The following is a 22,054-nucleotide window of genomic DNA, read 5'->3' as shown; positions in this document are numbered from 1 at the left end:
CGCATTCCGTGAGGTGGGTGTGGTGGGTGCGGTTACGGGGCGGGCTGCTGCTGGGTGACGCAGTGGATGCCGCCGCCGCCCGCGCCGAGGCTGTCGATGTCGAGCTGCTCGACCGTGCGGCCCGGGAAGAGGCGCTGGAGGGTGGACTTGGCTCCGGCGTCGGCGCGGGTGTCGCCGAACTGGGGGGCGATGACCGCCCCGTTGCACACGTAGTAGTTGGCGTACGCGCCCACGAAGTTCGGGTCGGTGGACCGGATGAGGTCGTAGTCGGGGCCCTGGAGCTTGGTGACCGAGATGGGGTTGCCCTGGGCGCCGGTGGAGGTGGAGAGGATCTGGTACTGCTGGCGCGCGTCGTTCGACCAGGGGTCGGTGTCGCTCGACAGCGGCATCTGGACCAGCCCCTGGCCGGGGGCCGGGAAGCGGGAGGTCGCGTCGACGTGGTCGTCGGTGATGTCCCGGCCGAGGATGCCCTTGAACCAGATCACCTTGGAGGCGCCGAAGGCGCCGCACATCGCCGTCTCGATCTGTGACTGCGTCAGGCCGGGGTTGCGGTCCGGGTTGATGATGCTGCTGCGGGTGGCCATGAGGGTGCCGGCGCCGTCCGTCTCCACCGCGCCGCCCTCGCCCACGAAGGCGGCGGTGGTGAACGGGACCCCGACGTAGGCCGCGATCCGTGCGGCGACCAGTGAGTCCTTGGCGTGGGTCTGCTGGTTGCCCCAGCCGTTGAAGTTCAGGCCGACCGTGTCGAGTCCGCCCGCGCCGTTCGTACGGAACACCGGTCCGCTGTCGCGCATCCAGCAGTCGTCGACGGGTATCGTGCCGATCACCGTGACGGCCGGTCCGCAGGCGCTCTTCGCCTTCGAGACACTCGCCGAATTGGCGCACATGACGACCGGCTCGTACTTGGCGACGGTCTTCGCGATGAGCGCGATGTCGGCCTGGACGCCCGCCAGCTTCCGCCCCCAGATGGCCGAGCTGTCCGGCCATGCCATCCAGGTGCGGGTGTGCCGGACGGTGTCGAGCGGGACCGTGAACCCGCCGGCGGCTGCCGTCCTCCCCGAGGGGCGGGTGGTCGCGTAGGCCTCGCCGCCCGCGGCCGCCAGTGCGGCGCCGGCGGCCGCGAGACCTGCCGCCGTCAGGAAGCCTCGCCTGTCCAGGCTCCGCCGTGGCGTTCTGCCGGCCGGGTCCTGGGGTGAAGCGTGATCGTTCATCACTGTTCTCCGATCAGCCAGGGGTGGATCGCTCCACCGATTGGCCCGGAACGTATTACTGACCGAGCGCTCGGTCAATAATTCGTGCAGCGTCAACTTGCTTATATGAAACGGGAGTTGGAGGTGCTTGATCGTTCCTCCGGTGCGGTGGACGCGGGGTCGTTAGAGTGACGCCGTGGCAGCAGAACTGGCAGCACAAGGCGAGAGCGGGCGGCGGCCGTCCGCCAAGGGCGAGCAGACGCGCGCGCGGCTGATCGCCGCCGCCCGTACCCTGCTGGCCGGCGAGCGATTCGCCCGGTTCAGCACCCGCAACGTCGCCGCGCTCTGCGGGATCTCGCACGGGATGTGCCACTACCACTTCCAGGACCGCACCGACCTGATCGTGGCCGTGGTGGCGGACATCGGGCCCGAGTGGATCGGCCCGATGGAAGCCGCCGTCGACCGCCCCGGCTCCTTCGCCGAGCGCGCCGAGCGCGTCGTCGGACTGCTCACGCAGCCCGAGGGCCCGGACCTCTCACGCCTGCACTCCGCCCTCCACTGGTTCGCGTTGAACGACGACCGGGTCCGGGCCGCGGTGGACGCGGAGTACCGGCGCTGGCGGGAGTGCTTCGTCCGGCTGTTCCAGGTGCTGGCGGACGAGCACGCCGGAGCCTTCGACCCCGTTCCGCCGGGAACGGCGCTGGCCGCCGCCGCCGACGGGCTCGCCGCCCTCCAGTCCCTGGACCCCCGCGTCGACCCCGAGGCGACCGTACGCGTCCTCGTCGAGGGCCTCACCGCGGCAGCCGTACGCCGCCCCTGAGCCGCGCCGCCCCCGCCCCCCTCAGAGCGCGCGCCGCGCCGCCGCGATGCCCTGCGGATCCCAGCCCGGCCGGGGAACGGACTCCAACAGCAGCCGGGTGTACGGGTGCTCCGGTGCGGCGAGGACCTGCGCGGTCGGGCCCGCCTCGACGATCCGGCCGCGCCGCATGACGACCACATCGTCGGTGACACAGCGCACGACGCCGAGGTCGTGGGTGATGAACAGGTAGCCGATTCCCATCTGTTCACGGATGTCGGCGAGCAGGTTCAGGATCTGCGCCTGCACGGACACGTCCAGCGCGGCCACCGCCTCGTCGAGCACCAGGACGGCGGGCTCCACCGCCAGCGCCCGGGCGATCGCGACGCGCTGGCGCTGCCCGCCCGACAGCTGCCGCGGCAGGGCGTCCGCCTCCCGTGCCCCCAGGCCCACCTGGTCGAGCAACTCGGTGATGCGCCGGCCGTGGTCGGCGTCGGGGAAGTGCAGCCGCAGGGTTTCGCGGAGCGCCCCGCCCACGGTCGTGCGCGGGTCCAGGGAGAGGAACGGGTCCTGGAAGACCATCTGCACCTCCCGGGCCCGCGCGAGGCGTTGCGCCCTGCCGCGTACCCGATCGCCCCGGTCCCGGCCGTGGACACGGACCCGACCGGCGTCCGCCTGTTCGAGACCGACGACGATACGGGCGGTGGTCGTCTTCCCCGAGCCCGATTCACCGACGATGCCGAGCGAGCCGCCTTCGGCCAGCCGGAACGAGACGTCGTCCACCGCCTGGACGGGCCCGTACGCGCGGTGCAGGCCGACGGCCTCCAGCACGGTCTTCCTCATCGGTGGCTCTCCTTTCGGGCGGGGGACCGGTCCTGCCCGGCCGACGCGGCGCGGACCCGGTCACTGTGGTGGCACGAGGCAAGATGACCAGCCGCCCCCGCGGAGCCCGCCACAGGCGCAGCGCCCGCCACGCCCTCCGTGAGCGGAAGCAGGGTCGGCGCCTCCCGGCCGCACAGGTCGGTCGCGTACGTGCACCGCGCCGCGAACGGGCACCCCACCACCTCCTCGCGCAGGCTCGGAGGCCGGCCCTCGATCGCGGCGAGCCGCCCCCGCGGCGCGTCCAGCCGCGGGGTGGAATCGAGCAGCGCGGCCGTGTACGGGTGGCGTGGCCGCGCGAAGAGCTCCTCGGCGGGGCCCGTTTCCACGATCCGGCCCGCGTACATCACGTACACCCGGTCGCTGATGGCCGCGGCGAGCCCGAGGTCGTGGGTGACGAACAGCAGCCCGGTGCCGAAGCCCTCGCGCAGCTCGCCGAGGAGCGCGACCACCTCCGCCTGCGTCGTGACGTCCAGGGCGGTGGTGGGTTCGTCGGCGAGGATCAGCGCCGGGTCGCCCATCAGCGCCGCCGCGATCATGACCCGTTGCAGCATGCCGCCGGAGAGCTGCCCCGGGTACTTCCGCAGCGCGGCCGCCGAGAGGCCGACGGCCTCCAGCATCTGCACCGCCCGCGCCTGCGCCGCCTCCTTCTTCATCCTGGCGTTCAGGCGCAGGCTCTCGGTGAGGAAGTCGCCGACGCGGCGCATCGGGTTGATGGCGGCCCGGGGGTCCTGGAAGATCATGGCCGCCGTGCTCGTCCGCAGGAGCCGCAGCTGCCGGGCGGTCATCGTCAGGACGTCGTCGCCGACGACCCGCACCGCCCCCTCCGCCACCGCACCCGCCGGCAGCAGGCCGAGCACGCTGCGGGAGGTGAGGGTCTTGCCGGAGCCGGATTCGCCGACCAGGGCCACGGTCTCCCGGGCGGCGACGGTGAGGTCGACGCCGTCGAGGACGGGCCTGGCACTGTCCGGCAGCAACAGCCGCAGCGCCCGGATCTCAAGGGTGTTCAACGGTCCCTCCTGGCGACCTTGTCGGCCTGGCGTTCGCCGACGACGTTGAAGGCGACCACGGTCAGGACGATGGCCGCGCACGGCACGATCGCCGAGAGCGGGTACCCGGACTGGATGGCGGTCTTGCCGTCGAAGACCATGCGGCCCCAGTCGGGCGTCAGGGCGGGTACGCCCAGGCCGAGGAAGGAGAGGCCGGCCAGGTCGATCAGGGCGTAGCCGAAGTTGATCGTGGACTGGGCGAGGACGACCGGGGCGACCCCGGGTACGACGTGCCGCAGGCAGATCTGCAGTCCGGAGTGGCCCTGTACCCGGTAGGCCTCCACGTACGGGCGCATCCGCTCGGCGAGGACGAGGGAGCGGGTGAGCCGGCTGACGTACGGGAGGTACGCGATCGCCAGCGCGATGACCGGCGCCAGCAGCCCCTCCCCGTAGACCGACACGATCAGGATGGCCAGCAGCATGCCGGGAAAGGCGAAGACGAGTTCGGTGCTGCGGGACAGGACGGAGTCCAGCCAGCCGCCCCGCCAGGCCGCGGCCGTCCCGATGGCGACCCCGGCCAGGGTGGAGAAGACCACCACCCCGAGCGGGCCGAGCAGGGAGGTACGGGAGCCCAGGACCAGCCGGGACAGCGTGTCGCGGCCGGAGGCGTCGACCCCGAGGAGGTGCTCCGCGGACGGCCCGGCCAGGGCGTTGCCCAGGTCGACGGCGTTCGGATCGTACGGGGCGATCCAGGGGGCGAGCAGGGCGGTGAGCACGACCAGGGCGACGAAGCCCAGGCAGAGCACGGACAGGGGTGCGCGGGAGCTCCGGATCCGGGCGAGCCCGGGCCGGCGCAGCAGGGCGGTGGCGCTCATGCGGCCTGCTTCCGGGGGCCGAGGGCGACCCGGGGGTCGACCAGCGGATGGAGCAGGTCGACGAAGAGGTTCACGGTCATGAACAGGGCGACCATGATGAGGGAGATGGCCTGCACCGTGGGGAAGTCCTTGGTGGTGGTGGACAGTTCGAGGAGCTGGCCGATGCCGCCCACGCTGAACGCGGACTCCACCAGGACGGTGGTGACCAGCAGGGTGGAGACGATCAGCCCGCCCGTCGTGAGGACGGTGCCCAGGGCGTTGCGGAACACGTGCCGCCGGACCACCAGGTGTTCGGCGACCCCGCGGCTGCGGGCGACGGTGACGTGCTCCTGGCCGAGGACTTCGAGCATCGCGGCCCGGGTGACGCGGGCGAGCATCCCGATCAGGTAGAGGGCCAGCGCGACCGCGGGCAGCGTCAGGTGCCACAGCATCTGGCCGGGGCCCGCGCCCGTGCCCCCGGTGGGGAACCAGTGCAGTTTCACCGCGAACAGGCCCTGGAGCAGGACCGCGGCCACGAACGACGGGGTGCCGATCGCGAAGGTGGTCGTGACGAGGATCGTCGAATCGGCGGCGCCGCCGCGGACCGCGCCGATCCAGCCCAGCAGCAGGCCGGCGGCGAGGACCAGTACGAGCGCCATGGAGATCAGCAGCAGGGTGCTGGGCAGCCGGTCCGCCAGCAGCCGGGACACGTCGGTGCGGTACGTGATCGAGCGCCCGAAGTCGCCCTGCACCACCTGGCCGAGCCAGCGCACGTACTGCACCGCGAACGGATCGTCCAGGTGGTATTGCGCGTTGATCGCCCGCAGCGCCTCCGGGGAGGCCGACCGCCCGGCGAGCAGGAAGCCCGCCGGATTGCCGGGCGCCAGGTACATGGCGCCGAAGATGACGAACGAGGCGCCGAACAGGGTGGCTGCCATCTCGGCCAGCCGCCGTACGGCGAATCTCAGGAAGTTCATCGCGCGGCCGCCCCGACATCGGCGGCCCACGGGTAGTACAGGTACGAGATGGTGGTGGGCGCGCCGGTGATCCGCTTGTTCAGGAAGACGGCCGTCGGCCACTCGGCCACGGGGATCCACAGGACCTCGTCGGCCGCCTTCTTCTGCAGCTGGGCGGCCGTCGCCATCCGGCGGGCCGGGTCGTACTCGGCCCGGGCCTTGGTGACGAGGTCGTCGTAGGCGGGATCGCTGTACCCGGCGTAGTTCTGGAACGCCCCGGTCTGGAAGTTGCTCAGCAGGTCCATCGGATCGGTGATGGAGTCGTAGTACGTCTCGGGGAACATGTCCAGGCCCTCGCGTGCCTGGGGGTCGGTGAACAGGGCGGTGAAGGCGTTCGGGGCGATGGTCTTCAGCTGGACGTCGAGCCCGATCCTGCTCCCGGCGGCCTGGACCGCGGTGGCCAGCAGCGATACGTCCTGGCCGATCGCGCTGGTCGCGATGGTCACCGTCTTGCCGGTGGCGCCCGCCTCCTTGATCAGCGCCTTGGCCCGCTCGATGTTCTGGTCGGGTGACGGCAGCCCGTCGAAGGCGGCCTTGCGGACGTCCTCGGGGGCCGCGGCCCAGACCGCCTTGGTGGTGAGGGAGTTGGTGGCGGTGCCCGCGCCGCCCAGGCCCGCCTTGACGAACCCCCGGCGGTCCAGCGCCATGGACAGGGCCCGGCGGACCCGTACGTCGCCGAGCGCCCCCTTCATGCTGGTGACGTTGACGTTGACGGTGCTGAGTCCCTCGCCGAAGTAGAGCGTGCCCACCCCGCTCCCGCTCAGCCGGTCGTAGCTCTCCGTGGGGATCAGGTACCCGCCGTCGGCCTCGCCGTTCAGCATCGCGTTGGTACGGGCGGACGGGTCGGTGAGGAAGGTGAAGACCGCCTTCGCCGATTTCGCCTTGGCGCCCCAGTAGCCGTCGAAGCGCTGGAGCTCGATGGACTGGCCCTTGTTCCAGGCGCCGAGCTTGAAGGGGCCGGTGCAGTCCAGGCTGCCCGAGGTGCCGTAGTCCTTGCCCGCCTTCTCGACACCGGCCTTCGAGGCCACGACACCGGCCGCGGTCGCCATGTACTGGGGGAACTGCGCATCCGGCTGCTTCAGCTTGACCGTGACCTGGAGCGGGCCCGTCTTGGTGATCGACTCGACGTTGGCGAAGTTGCTGTTCCAGGCCGATCCGCCCTCCGGGTCGAGCTGCCGGCCGAGGCTGAAGACCACGTCGTCGGCGGTCATCACCCCGCCGTCGTGGAACTTCACGCCCGGGCGGAGGTCGTAGACCCAGGTGTTCGGGTCCGGGTTGGCGGCCTTCTCGGCCAGGCCCGGAGCCACGGTGAGCTGCGGGGTCCACCGCATCAGGCTCTCGCAGACGTTGGAGACGATGGTGTTCTGCGGGTAGTCGAAGGCGGCGATGTAGTCGAGCGTGGGCGGTTCGGCGTACAGGGCCCAGGTGAAGGAGTCCAGCTCGCCGGCGGCGGCCGGGGTGCCCGCGGAGAGCTTGAAGGCGGCGCTCCCGGGGGCCGGTCCGTCCTTGGGCGGGCCGGAGCAGGCGGCGACCAGCGAGACGGCGGCGAGGGCGGTGAGGGCGGCCGCGGTGCGGGCGGCGGACCGGGGAAGGGATCTCGGCATCGGTGCTCTCTCTTCCTTGCTCGGCGCTCAGCGGGAGGTGGCGACGGGCACCGGGGACGGCACCTGCTGGGTGATGCAGTGGACGCCGCCGCCCCCGTACGCGATCACGCGGGAGCGGACGCCGACGACCTTGCGGCCGGGCAGCGCGGCCGCGATGACGGCGAGCGCCCCCTCGTCCTCGGGGACGCCCGCGACCGGGACGACGACCCCGCCGTTGGCGATGTAGAAGTTCAGGTAGCCGACCTCGGTCTCACGGCCGGCCACCTCGACGAAGGTGCTCTGCGGCAGGTCGAGGATCTCCAGCCGGCGCCCGGCGGCGTCGGAGGCCTCCTCCAGGACGGCGCGGTTGACACGCATCCGCTCGTGGTCGGGGTGCTCCGGGTCGCTCGGCAGCTGTACGACCACCTTGCCGGGGGCGACGAACGCGCAGACCCCGTCCACGTGCCCGTCCGTCTCGGTGTCCAGCAGACCGCCGTACGGCAGCCAGATCACCTTGGTGACGCCGAGGCGGGCGATCAGCTCGGCCTCGATCTCCTCCTTGCTCATCCCCGGGTTGCGGTTGGGGTGCAGCAGGCACTGCTCGGTGGTGATCAGCGTGCCCTCGCCGTCGACGGTGATCGCGCCGCCTTCGAGGATCATCGGGGAGGCGACGCGCTCCACGCCGAGGTGCTCCAGCAGGGCGGCCGCTATCTTGTCGTCGGTGTCGTACGGGTGGTGCTTGCCGCCCCAGGCGTTGAAGCGGAAGTCCACGCCCGCACGCCGTCCGTCGGGCCCGAGCACGAAGATCGGCCCGGAGTCCCGGAACCAGGAGTCGTCCAGCGGCAGTTCCACGACGGTGACGCCCTCACCGCACCGCTCACGGGCCTCGGCGCCGGAGCCGGGCAGCGCCACCATGGTCACCGGCTCGAACTGCGCGATGGCGGCGGCGACCTGCGCGTACTCCGCCTTCACCTCGTCGAAGACCTCGCCCCACAGCTCCTGACGCGTGGGCCAGGCCATCAGGCAGCCCTCGTGCTCGGTCCACTCGGCCGGCATCCGGAAATCCGTCATGATCACTCCTGCGTGAATATTCAGTCAGTGTGGAAGGGGGACTGCGCCTGCGGTAGGGAGGAGGTGAGGGGAGGGGCGGCTGGGTGGTGGCTCGCCGGTGGACCGCATCTTCCTCCGTACTGAAAATTCAGTCAATGGTTCCGGCCAAGCAGTTGCCGAATCAGCCAGAGGTGCGCCCTGTGCGGGGGAGCGGCGGGCGCGCGTCGAGCGGGTTCATCCGGGGTGATCGGCCCCTGATCAGGGGTGATCGAGGCACCGTCGGGGCAGAAGGGCCCCTGATGCTCTGGTCAGGAAATAGCCCCAGGTGACGCACTCGGCGGGTAGAGTGACACCTCGTGTCAGACCGTCGAACGGAAATACTCAGGGCCGCCACGCGAGTGATCGCGCGCCGCGGCGTGCGCGGACTGCGCGTGGGAGAGCTCGCCGCCGAAGCGGGGGTGTCCACCTCGCTGATCTACTACCACTTCACCGACCGTGCCGGGATCCTCCGCCGGACCCTGGAGTTCATCAGCGACCGCGCCGACCGTTACACGGCGGAGCGCGATCCCGGACTGGACTCCGCCGACCCGCGGACCGAGCTGGCGCAGGTACTGCTCCTCGAACTCCAGGACACCCCGGAGGTGCGGGAGAACAGCACCGCGTGGGGAGAGCTCAGGGCCAGCGCCGTCTTCGACGCCGACCTGCGCGAGGACGTGGCCAAGGCCACGCACACCTGGGTGCACGAGATCGCCGACCTCCTCGCACACGCCCGGCCCATGGGCACGGCTCCGGCGCACGCGGCCGCGGCCGAACGCCTGACGGCGCTCCTCGAAGGCCTCAGCGTCCGCTGGCTCAGTGGCTCGCTGCCCCTGGAGCACGCACGCCGGCTCCTCATGGACGCCATCGAGGTGGAGCTGAACACCACCGCTGAGCCTGAGGCGTTCGGAGCGGACTACAGGAAGTAGAGGCGGCTGAGCGAGACCGAATCGGCGGGCGCCGAGACGAGGGGCTCGCCGTCGAGCGAGACCAGGCCCGTGCCTGGGTGTACGTCGACCGTGCCGGTACGGGCGTTGCGGAGCATGTTCCGCGGTCCGATGCCCCGCGTCCCGCGGACCGCCACGCGGCGCCGGCGCGTCGGCATCTGATCGCCGTTCTGGACGGCGGCCTGCGCGACGAACGCGACGGAGATGTCGGCGGCGGTGGCGCCGTGCGCTCCGAACTGCGGTCCGAGGACGAGCGGTTCGCACCGGTCGGTGGAGGCGTTCGGATCGCCGGTCACCCCGTACGCGGGGAAACCGGCCTTGAGGACCAACTGCGGTTTGGCGCCGAAGTACTGGGGCCACCACAGGACGATGTCCGCGAGCTTGCCGACCTCGATCGAGCCGACCTCGTGCGCGAAGCCGTGGGCGATGGCGGGGTTGATCGTCAGCTTGGCCATGTAGCGCAGGACGCGCTCGTTGTCGTCCCCGCTCGCCTCCGTGCCGTACGAGCCCACGCCGTCCAGGGGGCCGAGCTCGCCCTTCATCTTCCCGGCCATGGCGAACGTACGGCGTACCGTCTCGCCGGCGCGGCCCATGCCCTGGGCGTCGGAGGAGGTGATGCCGATGACCCCGAGGTCGTGCAGGACGTCCTCGGCGCCCATCGTCCCGGCCCGGATCCGGTCGCGGGCCATCGCGGCGTCGCCGGGCAGGTCGACCTTGAGGTCGTGCGCCGAGACGATCATGCCGTAGTGCTCGGCCAGCGCGTCCCGGCCGAAGGGCAGGGTGGGGTTGGTGGAGGAGCCGATGACGTTCGGCACGCCCGCCATCTTCAGTACGTTGGGGACGTGTCCGCCGCCGCAGCCCTCGATGTGGAAGGCGTGGATGGTGCGCCCGTCCAGGACGCGCAGGGTGTCCTCGACGGACAGGCACTCGTTCAACCCGTCCGTGTGCAGGGCGACTTGGACGTCGTACTCCTCGGCGACCCGCAGGGCGGTGTCCAGGGCGCGGGTGTGCGCGCCCATGTCCTCGTGGACCTTGAAGCCGGACGCGCCGCCCTCGGCCAGGGCCTCGACGAGCGGGGCCGGGTCGGAGGAGGAACCACGGGCCAGGAAGCCGATGTTGACGGGCCAAGCGTCGAAGGCGTTGAACGCGTGGCGCAGCGCCCAGGGGGAGTTGACGCCCACCGCCCAGACCGGGCCGAACTCCTGGCCGATGATCGTGGTGACGCCGGAGGCCAGCGAGGCCTCCATGATGCGGGGCGAGAGCAGGTGGACGTGCGTATCGACGGCGCCGGCGGTGGCGATCATGCCTTCGCCGGAGACGATGGTCGTCCCGGTGCCGACCACGACCTCGACCCCGTCCAGCGTGTCGGGGTTCCCCGCCCGCCCGATGGAGGCGATACGGCCCTCGCGGATGCCGATGCTGGTCTTGCGTATGCCGAGGACGGCGTCGATCACGAGGACGTTGCTGATGACCAGGTCGCAGGTCTCGCGGACGGCGGCGGCCTTCAGGTGCAGCCCGTCGCGGGCGGTCTTGCCGAACCCGGCCAGGAACTCGTCGCCGGGCTGCTGGGAGTCGGACTCGACGCGCACGATGAGGCCCGAGTCGCCCAGCCGCACCCGGTCCCCGGCCCGCGGCCCGTGGACGGCGACGTAGTCGTACGGGTCCGTGCCGTCGGCCGGGGCCGCGCCGGGGCGGCCGTGACAGCCGGCGGTGTCGAAGATGCTGCCACTCATGCCTGCTCCTGGTATGCGGTGAGGTAGCCCGTGGCCCGGGCCTTGGCCAGCGCCGCCTCGCGGGCGCCCGGGGCGTCCAGCGGGCCGTCGACGAGCCCGGCGAAACCGATGGCGACGCGCGCCCCGCCGATCGGCAGGAGCTCCACGAAGACGGTGGATCCGGAATCGAAGCGGACCGTGGAGCCGGCCGGAACGGCGAGCCTCGTGCCGTACGCCGCCGCGCGGTCGAAGGCGAGGCGGGGGTTCGCCTCGAAGAAGTGGAAGTGCGAGGAGACGCTGATCGGCACGGTCGCGGTGTTGCGCACCGGCAGTCGCAGCGTCGGTTCGGCGGACCGGTAGCCCTCGCCGTCCCCGGGCAGGGTCGCGCCGGGGGCGGCGAGGCCGAGTGAACCCCGCTGCCTGAACGGGTCGTCGATGACGCAGAGCCGGGTCCCGTCGTCGAACACCGCCTCGACCTGGAGGCCGGTGACCACGTCGGGTACGCCGGGCAATACGTCGTCGGCGCCGAGGACGCTGCGCCCGGCCTCGATCGCCTCGGCCAGGCGGCGGCCGTCCCGGGCCGCCTCGCACACGGTGTCCGTGATCAGCGCGGTCGCTTCGGGAACGTTGAGCTTCACACCCCGGCGGCGCCGGGCGCGGGCCAGTTCCGCTGCCGTGAAGATCAGCAGCCGGTCCCGCTCGGTCGGTGTCAGTCGCATACTGCCTCGTCTGGAAGGGATACGGCGGACTGGTGCTCGGAGGTCTTACGGGAGCTACGGGAGCTACGGGAGCTACGGGAGCTACAGGGGCTCTGGGCGTTACGGGAGTTACGGAAGTTATGGGAGTGGCTCGTGCATCGTGGAGCAGTGGATGCCGCCGCCGCCCGCCATCAGCCGGTCGACGTCGATCTGGACGACCGCCCGCCCCGGGAAGGCCTCCGCCAGGGCGCGCAGGGCGGCGGCGTCCTTCACCGCGTCCCCGAACTGGGCGGTGATGACGGCCCCGTTGACCACGTGGAAGTTGAGGTAGGAGTCGACGAACTGGGAGTCCTTCGACCGGACGGTGTCGGGGCCCTCCACCCGGATCACCTTCAGCAGCCGCCCCCGGGCATCCGTGGCACGGGAGAGGATCGAGAACTGCTCGCGGGCGTCGCGGGCCCAGACGTCGTCGCGGTCCGCGGGAGGGACCTGCACCATCACCACGCCCGGGCGTACGAAGCGCGAGGTCACGTCGATGTGGTCGTCCGTGATGTCCTTGCCCTTGATGCCGGGGACCCAGATCATCCTGTCCGCCCCGTACGCGTGCAGGACGGCGTCCTCGATCTCGGCCCGGCTCATGCCCCCGTTGCGGTTCTTGTTGACCAGGCTGCTCTCCGTGGCCATGACGGTGCCGTCGCCGTCCGTCTCGATCGCCCCGCCCTCGCCGACGAAGTCCGTCCTGATGAAGGGCAGGTGGCCGTCGTCCGCGACGAGCCGCGCGACATCGGCGTCGTAGGAGTGCGTCTGCTTGCCGCCCCACCCGTTGAAGTTGAGGCCGAGGGCTTCGAGTCCGCCGCGGCCGTCACGGCGGAAGACCGGTGCGATGTCCCGCATCCAGAGGTCGTCCGTGGGGATCGAGTCGAGCACGGTGACCCCCGGTCCGCACAGGGACCGCGCCCTGGCGGCCGTGTAGGAGTCCGGGGCGCACAGGACCACCGGCTCGTGGCGGGCGACGGTCCGGGCGATCAGGGCGATGTCCTCCTGTACCCCGGCGAGGCGCCGGCCGCCCCAGATGGAAGACCGCGAGGGCCAGGACATCCACGTACGCGCATGCGGTACGTCGTCCCGGTCCACCCAGCGGCTCGGTATCGCAGCGCTCGCCCGCTGCGGGGCGGCGGCCACGGATCCCAGCGCCACACCCGCGGCTCCGAGCCCCGCGGCGCCGAGGACGCGCCTGCGTGAGGGCTGGCCGGAACCGAACAGGCGGCTGAGGAGGGAGCGGCTGTTGTCGTGGGAGGTGCTCATGTCCCGACTCTGTCATTGACTGAAAATTCAGTCAATACGTAGGGCGAACAGAAGCCCCTACCCGGAGGGAGGGGCTTGAGGTGGGGCTCGGGGGACTCGCCGCGGCGGCTACCCGCCCGGCTGAGCCAGGTGCCGGAGCTCGGCCGCGATGGCCGTGGTCACCAGTTCGCGCGCGTGCGCCAGCGGCAGGCTGCCGCTCAGCCAGCGCGAGCTCAGGCCTTCCACCAGGGCCGTCAGGCGCTCGGCGGCGCCGGCGAGCGCCGCGGCTCCCGCCATGGGCCGGACCCGTCCCAGCAGCTCGCCCACTTCCTGCACCCAGACGAGCGTGGCGCGGGCCAGGTCCTCGCGCAGGTCGGGTTCGAAGACGGCCGTCGCGCGCAGCTCTCCCCAGGCCGTGCTGTTCTCCCGTACCTCGGGGCTGTCCTGGAATTCGAGGAGGAGGGTCTCCTCCAGCTCGCCCTGGGCGTCCAGCGGGGGAGCGTCGGGCTCCCGCTCCGTGGTGTACCGTCCGGCGCGGTCGTTGATGAACTCCAGCGTCGCGCGCAGGATTCCGGCGCGGTCCTTGAAGTGGTAGTAGATCAATGCCGTGGACACGCCCGCCTCGGAGGCGAGCTCCTCCACGCGCAGGCCGCGCACGCCGCGTCGGGCGATGACCCGCGCGGCCCCTTCCATGATTGCTGTTCGACGGTCCGCCACGCCGACACCCTACCTGGGTGCGCATGACACCTACGACCCCATTCCTGACTGAAATTCCAGTCGGATAGGATCCGAGGCCGTTCGGGCGACCGCACCAGCCGCCGATCCGTCCTCGTCGCCGGGAGAGCCATGACGACACGACACCCGGGTACCGCCCCGCACCACCTCCGGGAGCCCGCCGCCGACGATCCGCGCGAGGTGGGCGGCTACCGCGTGGTCGCGCGGCTCGGCGCCGGCGGAATGGGCCGGGTCTACCTCGCCTACACCCCGGGCGGCCGCCCGGTGGCGCTGAAGGTGGTCCGGCCCGAGCTCGCGGGTGACCCCGAGTTCCGCCGCAGGTTCGCGCAGGAGGTGGCCAGCGCGCAGCGCATCCACGGGCTGTACACCGCCCAGGTCGTCGACTCGGGGACCGACGAGCCCATGCCGTGGCTGGCCACCACGTACGTCCCCGGCCCCTCGCTCCAGCAGGCGGTGCACACCTACGGCCCGCTGCCCGTGCGCACCGTGCTCCTGCTCGTCGCCGGCATCGCCGAGGCGCTCCAGGAGATCCACCGGGCGGGCGTGGTCCACCGCGACCTGAAGCCCGCCAACGTCCTGATCGCCGCCGACGGGCCGCGCGTCATCGACTTCGGCATCGCGCGGGCCGCGGACGCCGGCGCGCTGACCGGCGCCGGGCTGCGCGTGGGAACGCCCGCCTTCATGGCCCCCGAACAGGCGCTGGGCCGGCCGGCGGGCCCAGCCACGGACGTCTTCGCCCTGGGCGCGCTCGCCGCCTACGTGGCCGGGGGCGTGCCGCCCTTCGGCGCGGGCCCCGACTCCGCCGCCCTGTACCGGGTGGTGCACGAGGAGGCGGACCTGGGCGGGGTCCCGGCCGAACTGCAGCCGCTGCTGTGGCACTGCCTGGCCAAGGATCCGGCGCACCGGCCGACCACCGCCCAGGTGATCGAGGCCGTACGCGGCCACCCCGCGGTCGGCGGGGAGCTGCGCTTCACGGACGACTGGCTGCCGCACCAGGTCACCACCGAGCTCCGCCGCCATGCCGACCTGCCCGTACCGCCGGACGGTGCGCCGGCCACCGCCACCGCCACCGCCGCCACCGCCTTCGACGCGGCGCACACCGTCGCCGCCCCGCGCGTACCGCGTCCTCCCGCGCAGGCTCCGGCCGAAGCCCTGCATCCCCCGGCTGCGCAGGACCCGCAGCCGCGCGGTCGCAGACGGGCGCCGGCGTCCGGGCGCGGGCGGGGTCGTACGGTGGCGGTGGCCGGCGCCGCCCTGCTGCTGGGCGCCGCCGGGGCCTTCGCGCTGCTCGACCCGTACTTCGAGGACGGTGAGGACGCGGACGCCGCCGCTCCGGCCGAGGTCGTCGCCGGGGCGCCCGTCTCCACTCCTGCCGCCACCCCGACCCCGGCCCCGCCCCCGACCGCCGCGGCCGCCGGGTACGCCGCCGTCCACACCGGCACCGAGCTCACCTCTCCGGACCAGAGCTACGAGTTCGACGTCAAGGCGGGCCGGGTCGTACCGCAGGAGACCGCCTCCTGGTACGTCGGCCGGAGCACCACCGAGTTCTACGTGCCCGAGAGCAGCGACGCGTACGTCATGCAGGCCGGCCGGCCGGGGCTCGCCGACTGTCTCAAGGGCATCGAGAGCCAACCCGTCACGGCGCTGCCCTTCACCGCACTGCACGCCGGCCGGGCCTTCTGCGTACGGGCCCAGGACGGCCGGGACGTCGGGATCGTGACCGTGCTCACGGCGAGCCCCGGCGAAGGCCCGGTGAAGGTCTCCGTGGACTACTACCGCCGCGACGGATGACCCGCTCGGCCGATTGACTGAATATTCAGTCAGTGTCACAGTGGAACCATGACCTCCCCTTCCTCCATGTCCCGTCGCACTGCTCTGCGCGCCTTCGCCGGCATCGGCGGTGCGCTCGCCCTCGGAGCCGGTGCCTGCGCTCCGGCCGATTCCGGCGATGCCGGGACCGACGCCTCGCCGACGCCCAGCCCGGGTACGATCACGGCCGCCGGGCGCAGGTTCCCCGCCGAGTGGGAGAGCCACGCGCGGACGTTCATGTCCTGGCCCGCGCTGGACCGGGTCTGGTACGAGCAGCTGCCGGCGGTACGGGAGGACATCGCGCGGGTGGCCCGTGCGGTCGCCGCGTACGAACCCGTCGTGATGCTCGCCCGGCCCGAACAGCAGGCGGCGGCGCAGAAGGCGTGCGGCTCGGAGGTCGAGGTGATCGCCGTTCCGGTGGACGACCTCTGGGCGCGGGACATCGTGCCGGTGTTCGTCGAGGAGCCCGGCAGGCTGCTCGGCGTCGACTTCAACTTCAGCGGGTGGGGCAACAAGCAGGAGCACCGCAACGACGCCCAGGTCGGCCGGGTCCTGCTAGCCAAGTACGGGATCGAGCGGCTGCAGGCCCCGCTCGTCGCCGAGGGCGGCTCCTTCGAGACCGACGGCCAGGGCACCCTGCTGGTCACCGAGAGCTCGGTGGTCAACAAGAACCGCAATCCCGGCAAGAGCCGCGACCAGATCGAGGCCGAGCTCAAGAGCACCCTCGGCATCAAGAAGGTCATCTGGCTCGCCGGAGTGCGCGGCCAGGACATCACCGACGCGCACGTGGACAGCCTCGTCCGGTTCACCTCCCCGGGCGTCGTCCTGCTGGACCAGGCGTTCCCCGGCAGCCCGCCCGACGTGTGGTCGCGCGCGGCCGATCAGGCGAGGACGGTGTTCAAGGACGCGACCGACGCGCGCGGCAAGCGGCTGGAGGTCGTCGACCTGCCCCAGCCCGACCTCGACAGGATCACCGGCCGCGGCGACGCGTTCGTGTCGACGTACGCGAACTTCTACGTGGCCAACGGGGCCGTCTTCATGCCGAGGTTCGGGGATGCCAAGGCCGACGACCGGGCGAAGGGGATCCTCCAGGAGCACTTCCCCCAGCGGGAGATCGTGCCCGTGAAGATCGACACCATCGCCTCCGGCGGTGGCGGCATCCACTGCTCGACGCACGACCAACCGGGCAAGCCCGCGGCCGGGTAGAGGTGGTTCGACGGCGCGGCCCAGGGGCGCGCGGGGTGGTGCGGCATGGGGTGGGCGCGCTTCCGCGCGCCGGGGTGCGCACCTCTGCTCCGGCCCGCCGCGCCTCGGTAGGCTGGGGCGGAGGCGATACGGGAGGTACGGGAATGACCGCGACCCCGGGGAGCGCACCGACCCCCTCCGAGCCCGAGCCCGACCGCCGGCCCGACCCCGGGCTCTTCGGGCCCGCGTCCGTCACCTGGCAGTGCCACGGCGACCCGATCATGTGGATCGCCGGAGTCCGCGCGCTCTACCTCCAGGCCCTGCACCCCCGTGCGGTCCGCGGGGTCGTGGAGAACAGCGACTTCCGCTCCGACGCCTGGGGCCGGCTGCTGCGTACCGCCGACTTCGTCGGCACCGTCACCTACGGCACCACCGAGGCCGCCGAGCGCGCCGGCGCCCGCGTCCGCCGGATCCACCGGGCGCTGTCCGCGACCGACCCCGCCACCGGCGAGCGGTTCCCCGTCGACGACCCAGAACTGCTGCTCTGGGTGCACTGCGCGCAGATCGACAGCTTCCTGCACGTCCTGCGCCGCTCCGGGATCCCCCTCACCGCCGCCCAGGCCGACCGCTACGTCGACGAGAACCGGGTGGGCGCCCGCCTGGTCGGCCTCGACCCGGCGCACGTCCCCGCCGACACGGCGGCACTCGCCGCGTACTTCGAGAAGGTCCGCCCCGAGCTCGCCGCCGGACCCGACGCCCGCGCCGTGGTCGCCTTCCTGCGGAGCCCGCCCACCCCTGCCCTCCTCGTCCCTGGCCGAAACCTGCTGTGGCGCCCGATCGCGGAGCTGGCCTACGGTTCCCTCCCCGGCTACGCGCACCTGCTGTACGGGCGCGCGGCGCCACCGGCGCCGGTCATCACCCGTCGCCTGCGCCTCACCGGTACCCTGCTGCGCAGCATTCCCGCAGGTCTGCGGTGGCAGCTGCCTCCAGGTCACATCTTGAAAGCGATGCGCCGCATGGGCCCCGGGAGCCGCCCCTCGGCGTACACACTGCGTACACCAGCGGCCATACTGGAGCGGCCGGGGAGGGCGTAGGACGGAGTACGACAACGGGGGCGGCTTTAAGACATGGCGGAGTCCAGACTGATCCAGGGCCGTTACCGGTCACTCGATCTGATCGGGCGCGGCGGCATGGGCGAGGTGTGGCGCGCCCGGGACGAGTCGCTGGGCCGGCAGGTCGCCGTGAAGTGCCTCAAGCCGCTCGGGCCCGAGCAGGACAACCACTTCACCCAGGTCCTGCGCGAACGCTTCCGCCGGGAGGCGCGCGTCGCCGCCTCCCTCCAGCACCGCGGGGTCACCGTCGTCCACGACTTCGGCGACGACAGCGCCGCGGGCGGCCCCCTCTACCTCGTCATGGAACTCCTCGACGGCCGCAACCTCAGCCAGCTGCTGGACGACAACGAGACGCGCCCGCTCCCCGTGGACGTGGTCGTCGACACCGCCGAACAGCTCGCCGCCGCCCTCGGCTACACCCATGACCAGGGCGTCGTCCACCGCGACCTGAAACCGGCCAACATCATGCGGCTCACCGACGGCACGGTGAAGATCTGCGACTTCGGCATCGCCCGCCTCGCCCACGACATCGGCTTCACCGCCAAACTCACCGGCGGCGCCATGGCCATGGGCACCCCGCACTACATGTCGCCCGAGCAGATCGCGGGAGGCGAGGTCGACCACCGCAGCGACCTCTACTCCCTCGGCTGCGTCCTGTACGAGATCGCCACCGGCGCCCCGCCCTTCGACCTCGGCGACTCCTGGTCGGTGCTGGTCGGCCACCGCGACAACGCACCCGTACCGCTGCGCCGGCACCGCCCCGAACTGCCCGAGTACTTCGAGCAGGCGGTCCTGGACCTGCTCGCCAAGCGCCCCGAGGACCGCCCCGGCGACGCCCGCCACCTCCACCGGCGCCTCGTCGAGGGCCGCCTCGGCCCCGGCGGCCTGCCCGGCGCCCAGGCGCCCCTGCCCGCCTGGGCCGGCGGTATGACCGCCGGCCGCAAGGCGGGCCCGGCCGCCCGCCCCGCGAGCGGCGCCTGGGCCGTGCTCACCGGCTCCTGGACCGCCGGGCGCCCCAGCGGCGAGCACCGGATCCTGCGCCCCGCCGCAGCCGAGGACCCGCGGCTCACCGCGCCGTACGGGGTCCCGTACGTGCGCCCGGCCGCGTCCGGCTCCGACGCGACCGGCCTCGACGGGGCCGGTCCCGGCGCGCTCGCCGCCGGCCACACCCGGGCGTTCGCCCTCAGCCGCGCGGGTCGGCCCGAAGAGGCCCTGGCCGTGTACGAGGCCGTCGTCGAGGGGCGCACCCGGGTGCTCGGCGCCGACCACCCCGACACCCTCGCGGCGCGCCAGGAGGCGGCGTACGAACTGGGCCGGCTCGGACGCCACCGCGAGGCCCACGACATCTACCGCGCGGTGCTCGTCGCCCGGGAGCGCGCCATGGGCCCGCTCCACCCCGACACGCTGCGCTGCCGCCACAACCTCGCCTGCGAACTCGGGGCGCTGGGCCGGTTCGCCGACGCCCACCGCACCGCCGCCGAGGTCGCCGCCGACCGGGCGGCCGTGCTGGGCGCCGAGCACGCGGACACGCTGCTGACCCGGTACGAGGTCGCGTACGCGCTGGGCCGCCTGGAGCGCTGGCAGGAGGCCCTGGACGGGTTCCGCCACGTCGCCGCCGTACGGGAACGGGTGCTCGGCCGGGACCATCCGGACACCCTCGCCGCCCGCTACGAGGCCGGCATCGCGCTCGGCCGCACCGGCCACGCCGCCCAGGCCCTGGACCTGTTCCGGGGCCTGGTCCGCGACCGCACCCGCGCGTACGGGGCCGCGGACCCCGAGACGCTCCGCGCCCGGCACGTCCTCGGCGTCAACCTGGGCCGGCTGGAGCGCTGGGAGGAGGCGGTGGCCGAAGCCCGGCAGGTGGCCGCCGCCCGCGCCAAGGCGCTCGGCGCCGAACACCCCGACACCCTCGTCAGCCGGCGCGAACTCGCCGTCGGGCTGGGCCGGCTGGGCCGCTGGGACGAGGCCCTGCCCGTCTACCGGGAACTCTCCGGCATCCGCGAGCGCTCCCTCGGCGACGACCATCCGGACACGGTGGCGGCCCACGCCGACGAGGCGCACTGTCTGGAGCGGCTCGGCCAGGTGTGTTACCAAGAGCCATGACGAGCTTCGGGCACGATGTATACGACGACGTGATCGTGGGCGGCGGGCACAACGGACTGGTGGCCGCCGCGTACCTGGCCCGGGCGGGCCGTTCGGTGCTGGTCCTGGAGCGGCTCGGGAACACCGGCGGCGCCGCGATCTCCACCCGCCCCTTCGTCGGCGTCGACGCCAGGCTCTCGCGCTACTCCTACCTCGTCTCCCTGCTCCCGGCGAAGATCGTGCGCGACCTGGGGCTGAACTTCGCCGTACGCAAGCGCACGGTGTCCTCGTACACGCCCGTCGAGCGCGACGGGCGGGCCGGCGGGCTCCTCGTCGGCGGGGATGAGTCCCGCACCCGGGAGTCGTTCGCGCGGCTGACCGGCTCGGAGCGGGAGTACGAGAGCTGGCGCGCCTTCTACGGGCGGACCGGGCGGCTCGCCGGGAAGGTGTTCCCGACGCTGACGGAGCCGCTGCCCACGCGGGCGGAGCTGCGGGCCCGGATCGACGACGAGGCAGCCTGGCGGATGCTGTTCGAGGAGCCGCTCGGGCGGGCCGTCGAGGAGCACTTCACGGACGACCTGGTGCGGGGCGTCGTACTCACCGACGCCCTGATCGGTACGTTCGCGGACGCGCACGACGCCTCGCTCGTACAGAACCGCTGCTTCCTGTACCACGTCATCGGCGGCGGCACGGGGGACTGGGACGTTCCGGTCGGCGGGATGGGCGCGCTCACCGACGCGCTGGCGGCGGCGGCCCGGGCGGCCGGGGCCGAGATCGCGACCGGGCACGAGGTGCTCCGGATCGAGACGGACGGGCGGGCTCCGGCCGAGGTGACGTTCCGTACGGCGACGGGTGAGGGACGGGTCGTCGGACGGACGGTGCTGGTCAACGCCTCGCCGCGGACTCTGGGTGAACTGCTGGGCGAGGCGGAGCCGGCGCCCCCGGCCGAGGGCGCGCAGCTCAAGGTCAACATGCTGCTGCGGCGGCTGCCGCGGCTGCGGGACACCTCGGTGGATCCGCGCGAGGCCTTCGGCGGCACGTTCCACATCGCCGAGGGGTACGCGGAGCTGGCGCGGGCCTACGCCGAGGCGGCCACCGGGGAACTCCCGTCCGTACCGCCCTCGGAGATCTACTGCCACTCGCTGACCGACCCCTCGATCCTCGGACCGGAGCTCGTGGCGCAGGGGTACCAGACACTGACCCTGTTCGGCCTGCACACCCCGGCCCGGCTGTTCGAGAAGGACAACCAGGGGGCGCGCGAGGTGCTGCTGACCGGCACGCTCGCGCAGCTGGACGCGCACCTGGCCGAGCCGCTCACCGACTGCCTGGCCTTCGACGCGGACGGGAGGCCGTGCATCGAGGCGAAGACCCCGCGGGACCTGGAGCGTGAACTGCGGCTGCCCGGCGGACACATCTTCCACCGGGACCTGTCGTGGCCGTACGCGGACGACCAGGGCGCGGCGGGCCGCTGGGGCGTGGGGACCCCGTACGCCAACGTCCTGCTGTGCGGCGCGGGCGCCGTGCGCGGAGGAGGCGTCAGCGGGGTCCCCGGCCACAATGCGGCGATGGCCGTCCTGGGGCACTGACCGCCGTTACGCGGCGAGTCCGGCGGGCTCGATGACGACGATCGGGATCTCGCGGTCGGTCTTGGTCTGGTACTCGTCGTACGCGGGCCAGTGCTTGACCATCACCGGCCAGTACGCGGCGCGCTCCTCGGGGGTCGCCGTGCGGGCCGTGCCCTGGATGACCTTCGGGCCGACCTGGATGCGGACCTCGGGGTGGGCCGTCAGGTTCTTGTACCAGAGCGGGTGTTCGGGGTCGCCGCCCTTGGAGGCGACGAGGAGGTAGCGGCCGTCGGCCTCGCCGTAGATGAGCCCGGTGCGCACGGCCTGGCCGGAGACCCGGCCCACGGTGGTGAGCAGCAGGGTCTGGGTGCCGTTCCAGTGGTGGCCCTCGGCCCCGTTCGTCGCGACGTACTGCTTGACGTGGTCGAGCTGCCAGGTGCCCTGCTTGGGGTCCTTCGGGTGGTCCCAGTCGATGTCGGTGGTCGCCATGTGCCTGTACCTGCCTTCGTTGTTGAGCTGCCTGCGGGGGTTG

The 22,054-nt window shown here is 72.7% G+C and carries 19 protein-coding genes; 7 read left to right on the top strand and 12 right to left on the bottom strand.

All coding sequences use genetic code 11. The features are described from left to right. Positions 1-32: 32 nt before the first annotated feature. Positions 33-1,211 carry an agmatine/peptidylarginine deiminase gene (locus ACIQU4_RS35285; protein ID WP_403739710.1) on the bottom strand — a complete coding sequence of 393 codons (1,179 nt, stop codon included), beginning with the start codon at positions 1,209-1,211 and terminating at the stop codon, positions 33-35. Positions 1,212-1,386: 175 nt separating this feature from the next. Between ACIQU4_RS35285 and ACIQU4_RS35280 the strand changes: the two genes are divergently transcribed. Beyond that, positions 1,387-2,010, top strand: coding sequence for a TetR/AcrR family transcriptional regulator (locus tag ACIQU4_RS35280; protein WP_403739707.1), 624 nt, complete (start codon positions 1,387-1,389; stop codon positions 2,008-2,010). 21 nt (positions 2,011-2,031) lie between these two features. Here ACIQU4_RS35280 and ACIQU4_RS35275 read toward each other — a convergent pair whose 3' ends face one another. The 6 genes from ACIQU4_RS35275 to ACIQU4_RS35250 are packed head-to-tail and all read right to left on the bottom strand — an operon-like array spanning position 2,032 to position 8,378. After that, entirely contained in the window at positions 2,032-2,829 is a 798-nt protein-coding gene (locus ACIQU4_RS35275; RefSeq protein WP_403739704.1) for an ABC transporter ATP-binding protein, read from the bottom strand. Beyond that, the gene (locus ACIQU4_RS35270) at positions 2,826-3,875 is read right to left on the bottom strand and encodes an ABC transporter ATP-binding protein (protein WP_403739701.1); all 1,050 of its coding nucleotides are present in this window, start codon (positions 3,873-3,875) and stop codon (positions 2,826-2,828) included. The genes ACIQU4_RS35275 and ACIQU4_RS35270 overlap by 4 nt, the downstream gene beginning before the upstream one ends. Then, positions 3,872-4,729 carry an ABC transporter permease gene (locus ACIQU4_RS35265; protein ID WP_403739698.1) on the bottom strand — a complete coding sequence of 286 codons (858 nt, stop codon included), beginning with the start codon at positions 4,727-4,729 and terminating at the stop codon, positions 3,872-3,874. The genes ACIQU4_RS35270 and ACIQU4_RS35265 overlap by 4 nt, the downstream gene beginning before the upstream one ends. After that, the gene (locus ACIQU4_RS35260; protein ID WP_403739695.1) at positions 4,726-5,685 is read right to left on the bottom strand and encodes an ABC transporter permease; all 960 of its coding nucleotides are present in this window, start codon (positions 5,683-5,685) and stop codon (positions 4,726-4,728) included. Before ACIQU4_RS35260 ends, ACIQU4_RS35265 begins: the two co-directional genes overlap by 4 nt. Then, positions 5,682-7,328, bottom strand: coding sequence for an ABC transporter substrate-binding protein (locus tag ACIQU4_RS35255; protein WP_403739693.1), 1,647 nt, complete (start codon positions 7,326-7,328; stop codon positions 5,682-5,684). Before ACIQU4_RS35255 ends, ACIQU4_RS35260 begins: the two co-directional genes overlap by 4 nt. A 27-nt stretch (positions 7,329-7,355) precedes the next feature. Next, positions 7,356-8,378, bottom strand: coding sequence for an agmatine/peptidylarginine deiminase (locus ACIQU4_RS35250; protein WP_403739690.1), 1,023 nt, complete (start codon positions 8,376-8,378; stop codon positions 7,356-7,358). A 335-nt stretch (positions 8,379-8,713) separates the two neighbouring features. Here ACIQU4_RS35250 and ACIQU4_RS35245 point away from each other — a divergent pair, with 335 nt between their 5' ends. Beyond that, the gene (locus ACIQU4_RS35245; RefSeq protein WP_403739687.1) at positions 8,714-9,322 is read left to right on the top strand and encodes a TetR/AcrR family transcriptional regulator; all 609 of its coding nucleotides are present in this window, start codon (positions 8,714-8,716) and stop codon (positions 9,320-9,322) included. Here the strand turns inward: ACIQU4_RS35245 and ACIQU4_RS35240 are convergent. From ACIQU4_RS35240 to ACIQU4_RS35225, 4 genes are all read right to left on the bottom strand, one after another. Beyond that, positions 9,310-11,073 carry an urease subunit alpha gene (locus ACIQU4_RS35240; protein ID WP_403739684.1) on the bottom strand — a complete coding sequence of 588 codons (1,764 nt, stop codon included), beginning with the start codon at positions 11,071-11,073 and terminating at the stop codon, positions 9,310-9,312. The two genes, ACIQU4_RS35245 and ACIQU4_RS35240, sit on opposite strands and share 13 nt — an antisense overlap. Continuing rightward, a complete protein-coding gene (ureA, locus tag ACIQU4_RS35235) occupies positions 11,070-11,771 on the bottom strand; it encodes an urease subunit gamma (RefSeq protein WP_403739681.1) in 702 nt (233 codons plus the stop codon). Before ureA ends, ACIQU4_RS35240 begins: the two co-directional genes overlap by 4 nt. 117 nt (positions 11,772-11,888) lie before the next feature. Beyond that, a complete protein-coding gene (locus ACIQU4_RS35230; RefSeq protein WP_403739678.1) occupies positions 11,889-13,055 on the bottom strand; it encodes an agmatine/peptidylarginine deiminase in 1,167 nt (388 codons plus the stop codon). A 108-nt stretch (positions 13,056-13,163) separates the two neighbouring features. Next, positions 13,164-13,727: a TetR/AcrR family transcriptional regulator gene (locus ACIQU4_RS35225; RefSeq protein ID WP_403740035.1), complete on the bottom strand. Its 564-nt coding sequence runs from the start codon at positions 13,725-13,727 to the stop codon at positions 13,164-13,166. Positions 13,728-13,880: 153 nt separating this feature from the next. Here ACIQU4_RS35225 and ACIQU4_RS35220 point away from each other — a divergent pair, with 153 nt between their 5' ends. The 5 genes from ACIQU4_RS35220 (at position 13,881) to ACIQU4_RS35200 (ending at position 21,543) form a co-directional block, all read left to right on the top strand. Then, entirely contained in the window at positions 13,881-15,560 is a 1,680-nt protein-coding gene (locus ACIQU4_RS35220) for a serine/threonine-protein kinase (protein WP_403739675.1), read from the top strand. 48 nt (positions 15,561-15,608) lie between these two features. Then, a complete protein-coding gene (locus ACIQU4_RS35215; RefSeq protein ID WP_403739672.1) occupies positions 15,609-16,784 on the top strand; it encodes an agmatine deiminase family protein in 1,176 nt (391 codons plus the stop codon). A 143-nt stretch (positions 16,785-16,927) separates the two neighbouring features. Then, a complete protein-coding gene (locus ACIQU4_RS35210; RefSeq protein ID WP_403739669.1) occupies positions 16,928-17,857 on the top strand; it encodes an oxygenase MpaB family protein in 930 nt (309 codons plus the stop codon). A gap of 33 nt (positions 17,858-17,890) precedes the next feature. Next, a complete protein-coding gene (locus ACIQU4_RS35205) occupies positions 17,891-19,978 on the top strand; it encodes a tetratricopeptide repeat protein (protein WP_403739666.1) in 2,088 nt (695 codons plus the stop codon). After that, positions 19,975-21,543 carry a phytoene desaturase family protein gene (locus ACIQU4_RS35200; protein ID WP_403739663.1) on the top strand — a complete coding sequence of 523 codons (1,569 nt, stop codon included), beginning with the start codon at positions 19,975-19,977 and terminating at the stop codon, positions 21,541-21,543. Before ACIQU4_RS35205 ends, ACIQU4_RS35200 begins: the two co-directional genes overlap by 4 nt. A gap of 6 nt (positions 21,544-21,549) precedes the next feature. Here the strand turns inward: ACIQU4_RS35200 and ACIQU4_RS35195 are convergent, their stop codons facing one another. Continuing rightward, positions 21,550-22,011: a nitroreductase family deazaflavin-dependent oxidoreductase gene (locus tag ACIQU4_RS35195; protein WP_403739660.1), complete on the bottom strand. Its 462-nt coding sequence runs from the start codon at positions 22,009-22,011 to the stop codon at positions 21,550-21,552. Positions 22,012-22,054 lie beyond the last annotated feature (43 nt).

Origin of the sequence: Streptomyces sp. NPDC090741 (assembly GCF_044769045.1) — a bacterium.
GTDB lineage: Bacteria > Actinomycetota > Actinomycetes > Streptomycetales > Streptomycetaceae > Streptomyces.
Note: the sequence above shows the minus strand (reverse complement) of the source record. Positions and strands in the feature narration are given on the sequence as shown.

Coding starts and splice junctions, on each gene's coding strand:
- ACIQU4_RS35285 (WP_403739710.1), bottom strand. CDS start 1,211: ATGAACGATCACGCTTCACCCCAGGACCCGGCCGGCAGAACGCCACGG.
- ACIQU4_RS35275 (WP_403739704.1), bottom strand. CDS start 2,829: ATGAGGAAGACCGTGCTGGAGGCCGTCGGCCTGCACCGCGCGTACGGG.
- ACIQU4_RS35265 (WP_403739698.1), bottom strand. CDS start 4,729: ATGAGCGCCACCGCCCTGCTGCGCCGGCCCGGGCTCGCCCGGATCCGG.
- ACIQU4_RS35260 (WP_403739695.1), bottom strand. CDS start 5,685: ATGAACTTCCTGAGATTCGCCGTACGGCGGCTGGCCGAGATGGCAGCC.
- ACIQU4_RS35255 (WP_403739693.1), bottom strand. CDS start 7,328: ATGCCGAGATCCCTTCCCCGGTCCGCCGCCCGCACCGCGGCCGCCCTC.
- ACIQU4_RS35250 (WP_403739690.1), bottom strand. CDS start 8,378: ATGACGGATTTCCGGATGCCGGCCGAGTGGACCGAGCACGAGGGCTGC.
- ACIQU4_RS35240 (WP_403739684.1), bottom strand. CDS start 11,073: ATGAGTGGCAGCATCTTCGACACCGCCGGCTGTCACGGCCGCCCCGGC.
- ureA (WP_403739681.1), bottom strand. CDS start 11,771: ATGCGACTGACACCGACCGAGCGGGACCGGCTGCTGATCTTCACGGCA.
- ACIQU4_RS35230 (WP_403739678.1), bottom strand. CDS start 13,055: ATGAGCACCTCCCACGACAACAGCCGCTCCCTCCTCAGCCGCCTGTTC.
- ACIQU4_RS35225 (WP_403740035.1), bottom strand. CDS start 13,727: ATGGAAGGGGCCGCGCGGGTCATCGCCCGACGCGGCGTGCGCGGCCTG.
- ACIQU4_RS35220 (WP_403739675.1), top strand. CDS start 13,881: ATGACGACACGACACCCGGGTACCGCCCCGCACCACCTCCGGGAGCCC.
- ACIQU4_RS35215 (WP_403739672.1), top strand. CDS start 15,609: ATGACCTCCCCTTCCTCCATGTCCCGTCGCACTGCTCTGCGCGCCTTC.
- ACIQU4_RS35210 (WP_403739669.1), top strand. CDS start 16,928: ATGACCGCGACCCCGGGGAGCGCACCGACCCCCTCCGAGCCCGAGCCC.
- ACIQU4_RS35205 (WP_403739666.1), top strand. CDS start 17,891: ATGGCGGAGTCCAGACTGATCCAGGGCCGTTACCGGTCACTCGATCTG.
- ACIQU4_RS35200 (WP_403739663.1), top strand. CDS start 19,975: ATGACGAGCTTCGGGCACGATGTATACGACGACGTGATCGTGGGCGGC.
- ACIQU4_RS35195 (WP_403739660.1), bottom strand. CDS start 22,011: ATGGCGACCACCGACATCGACTGGGACCACCCGAAGGACCCCAAGCAG.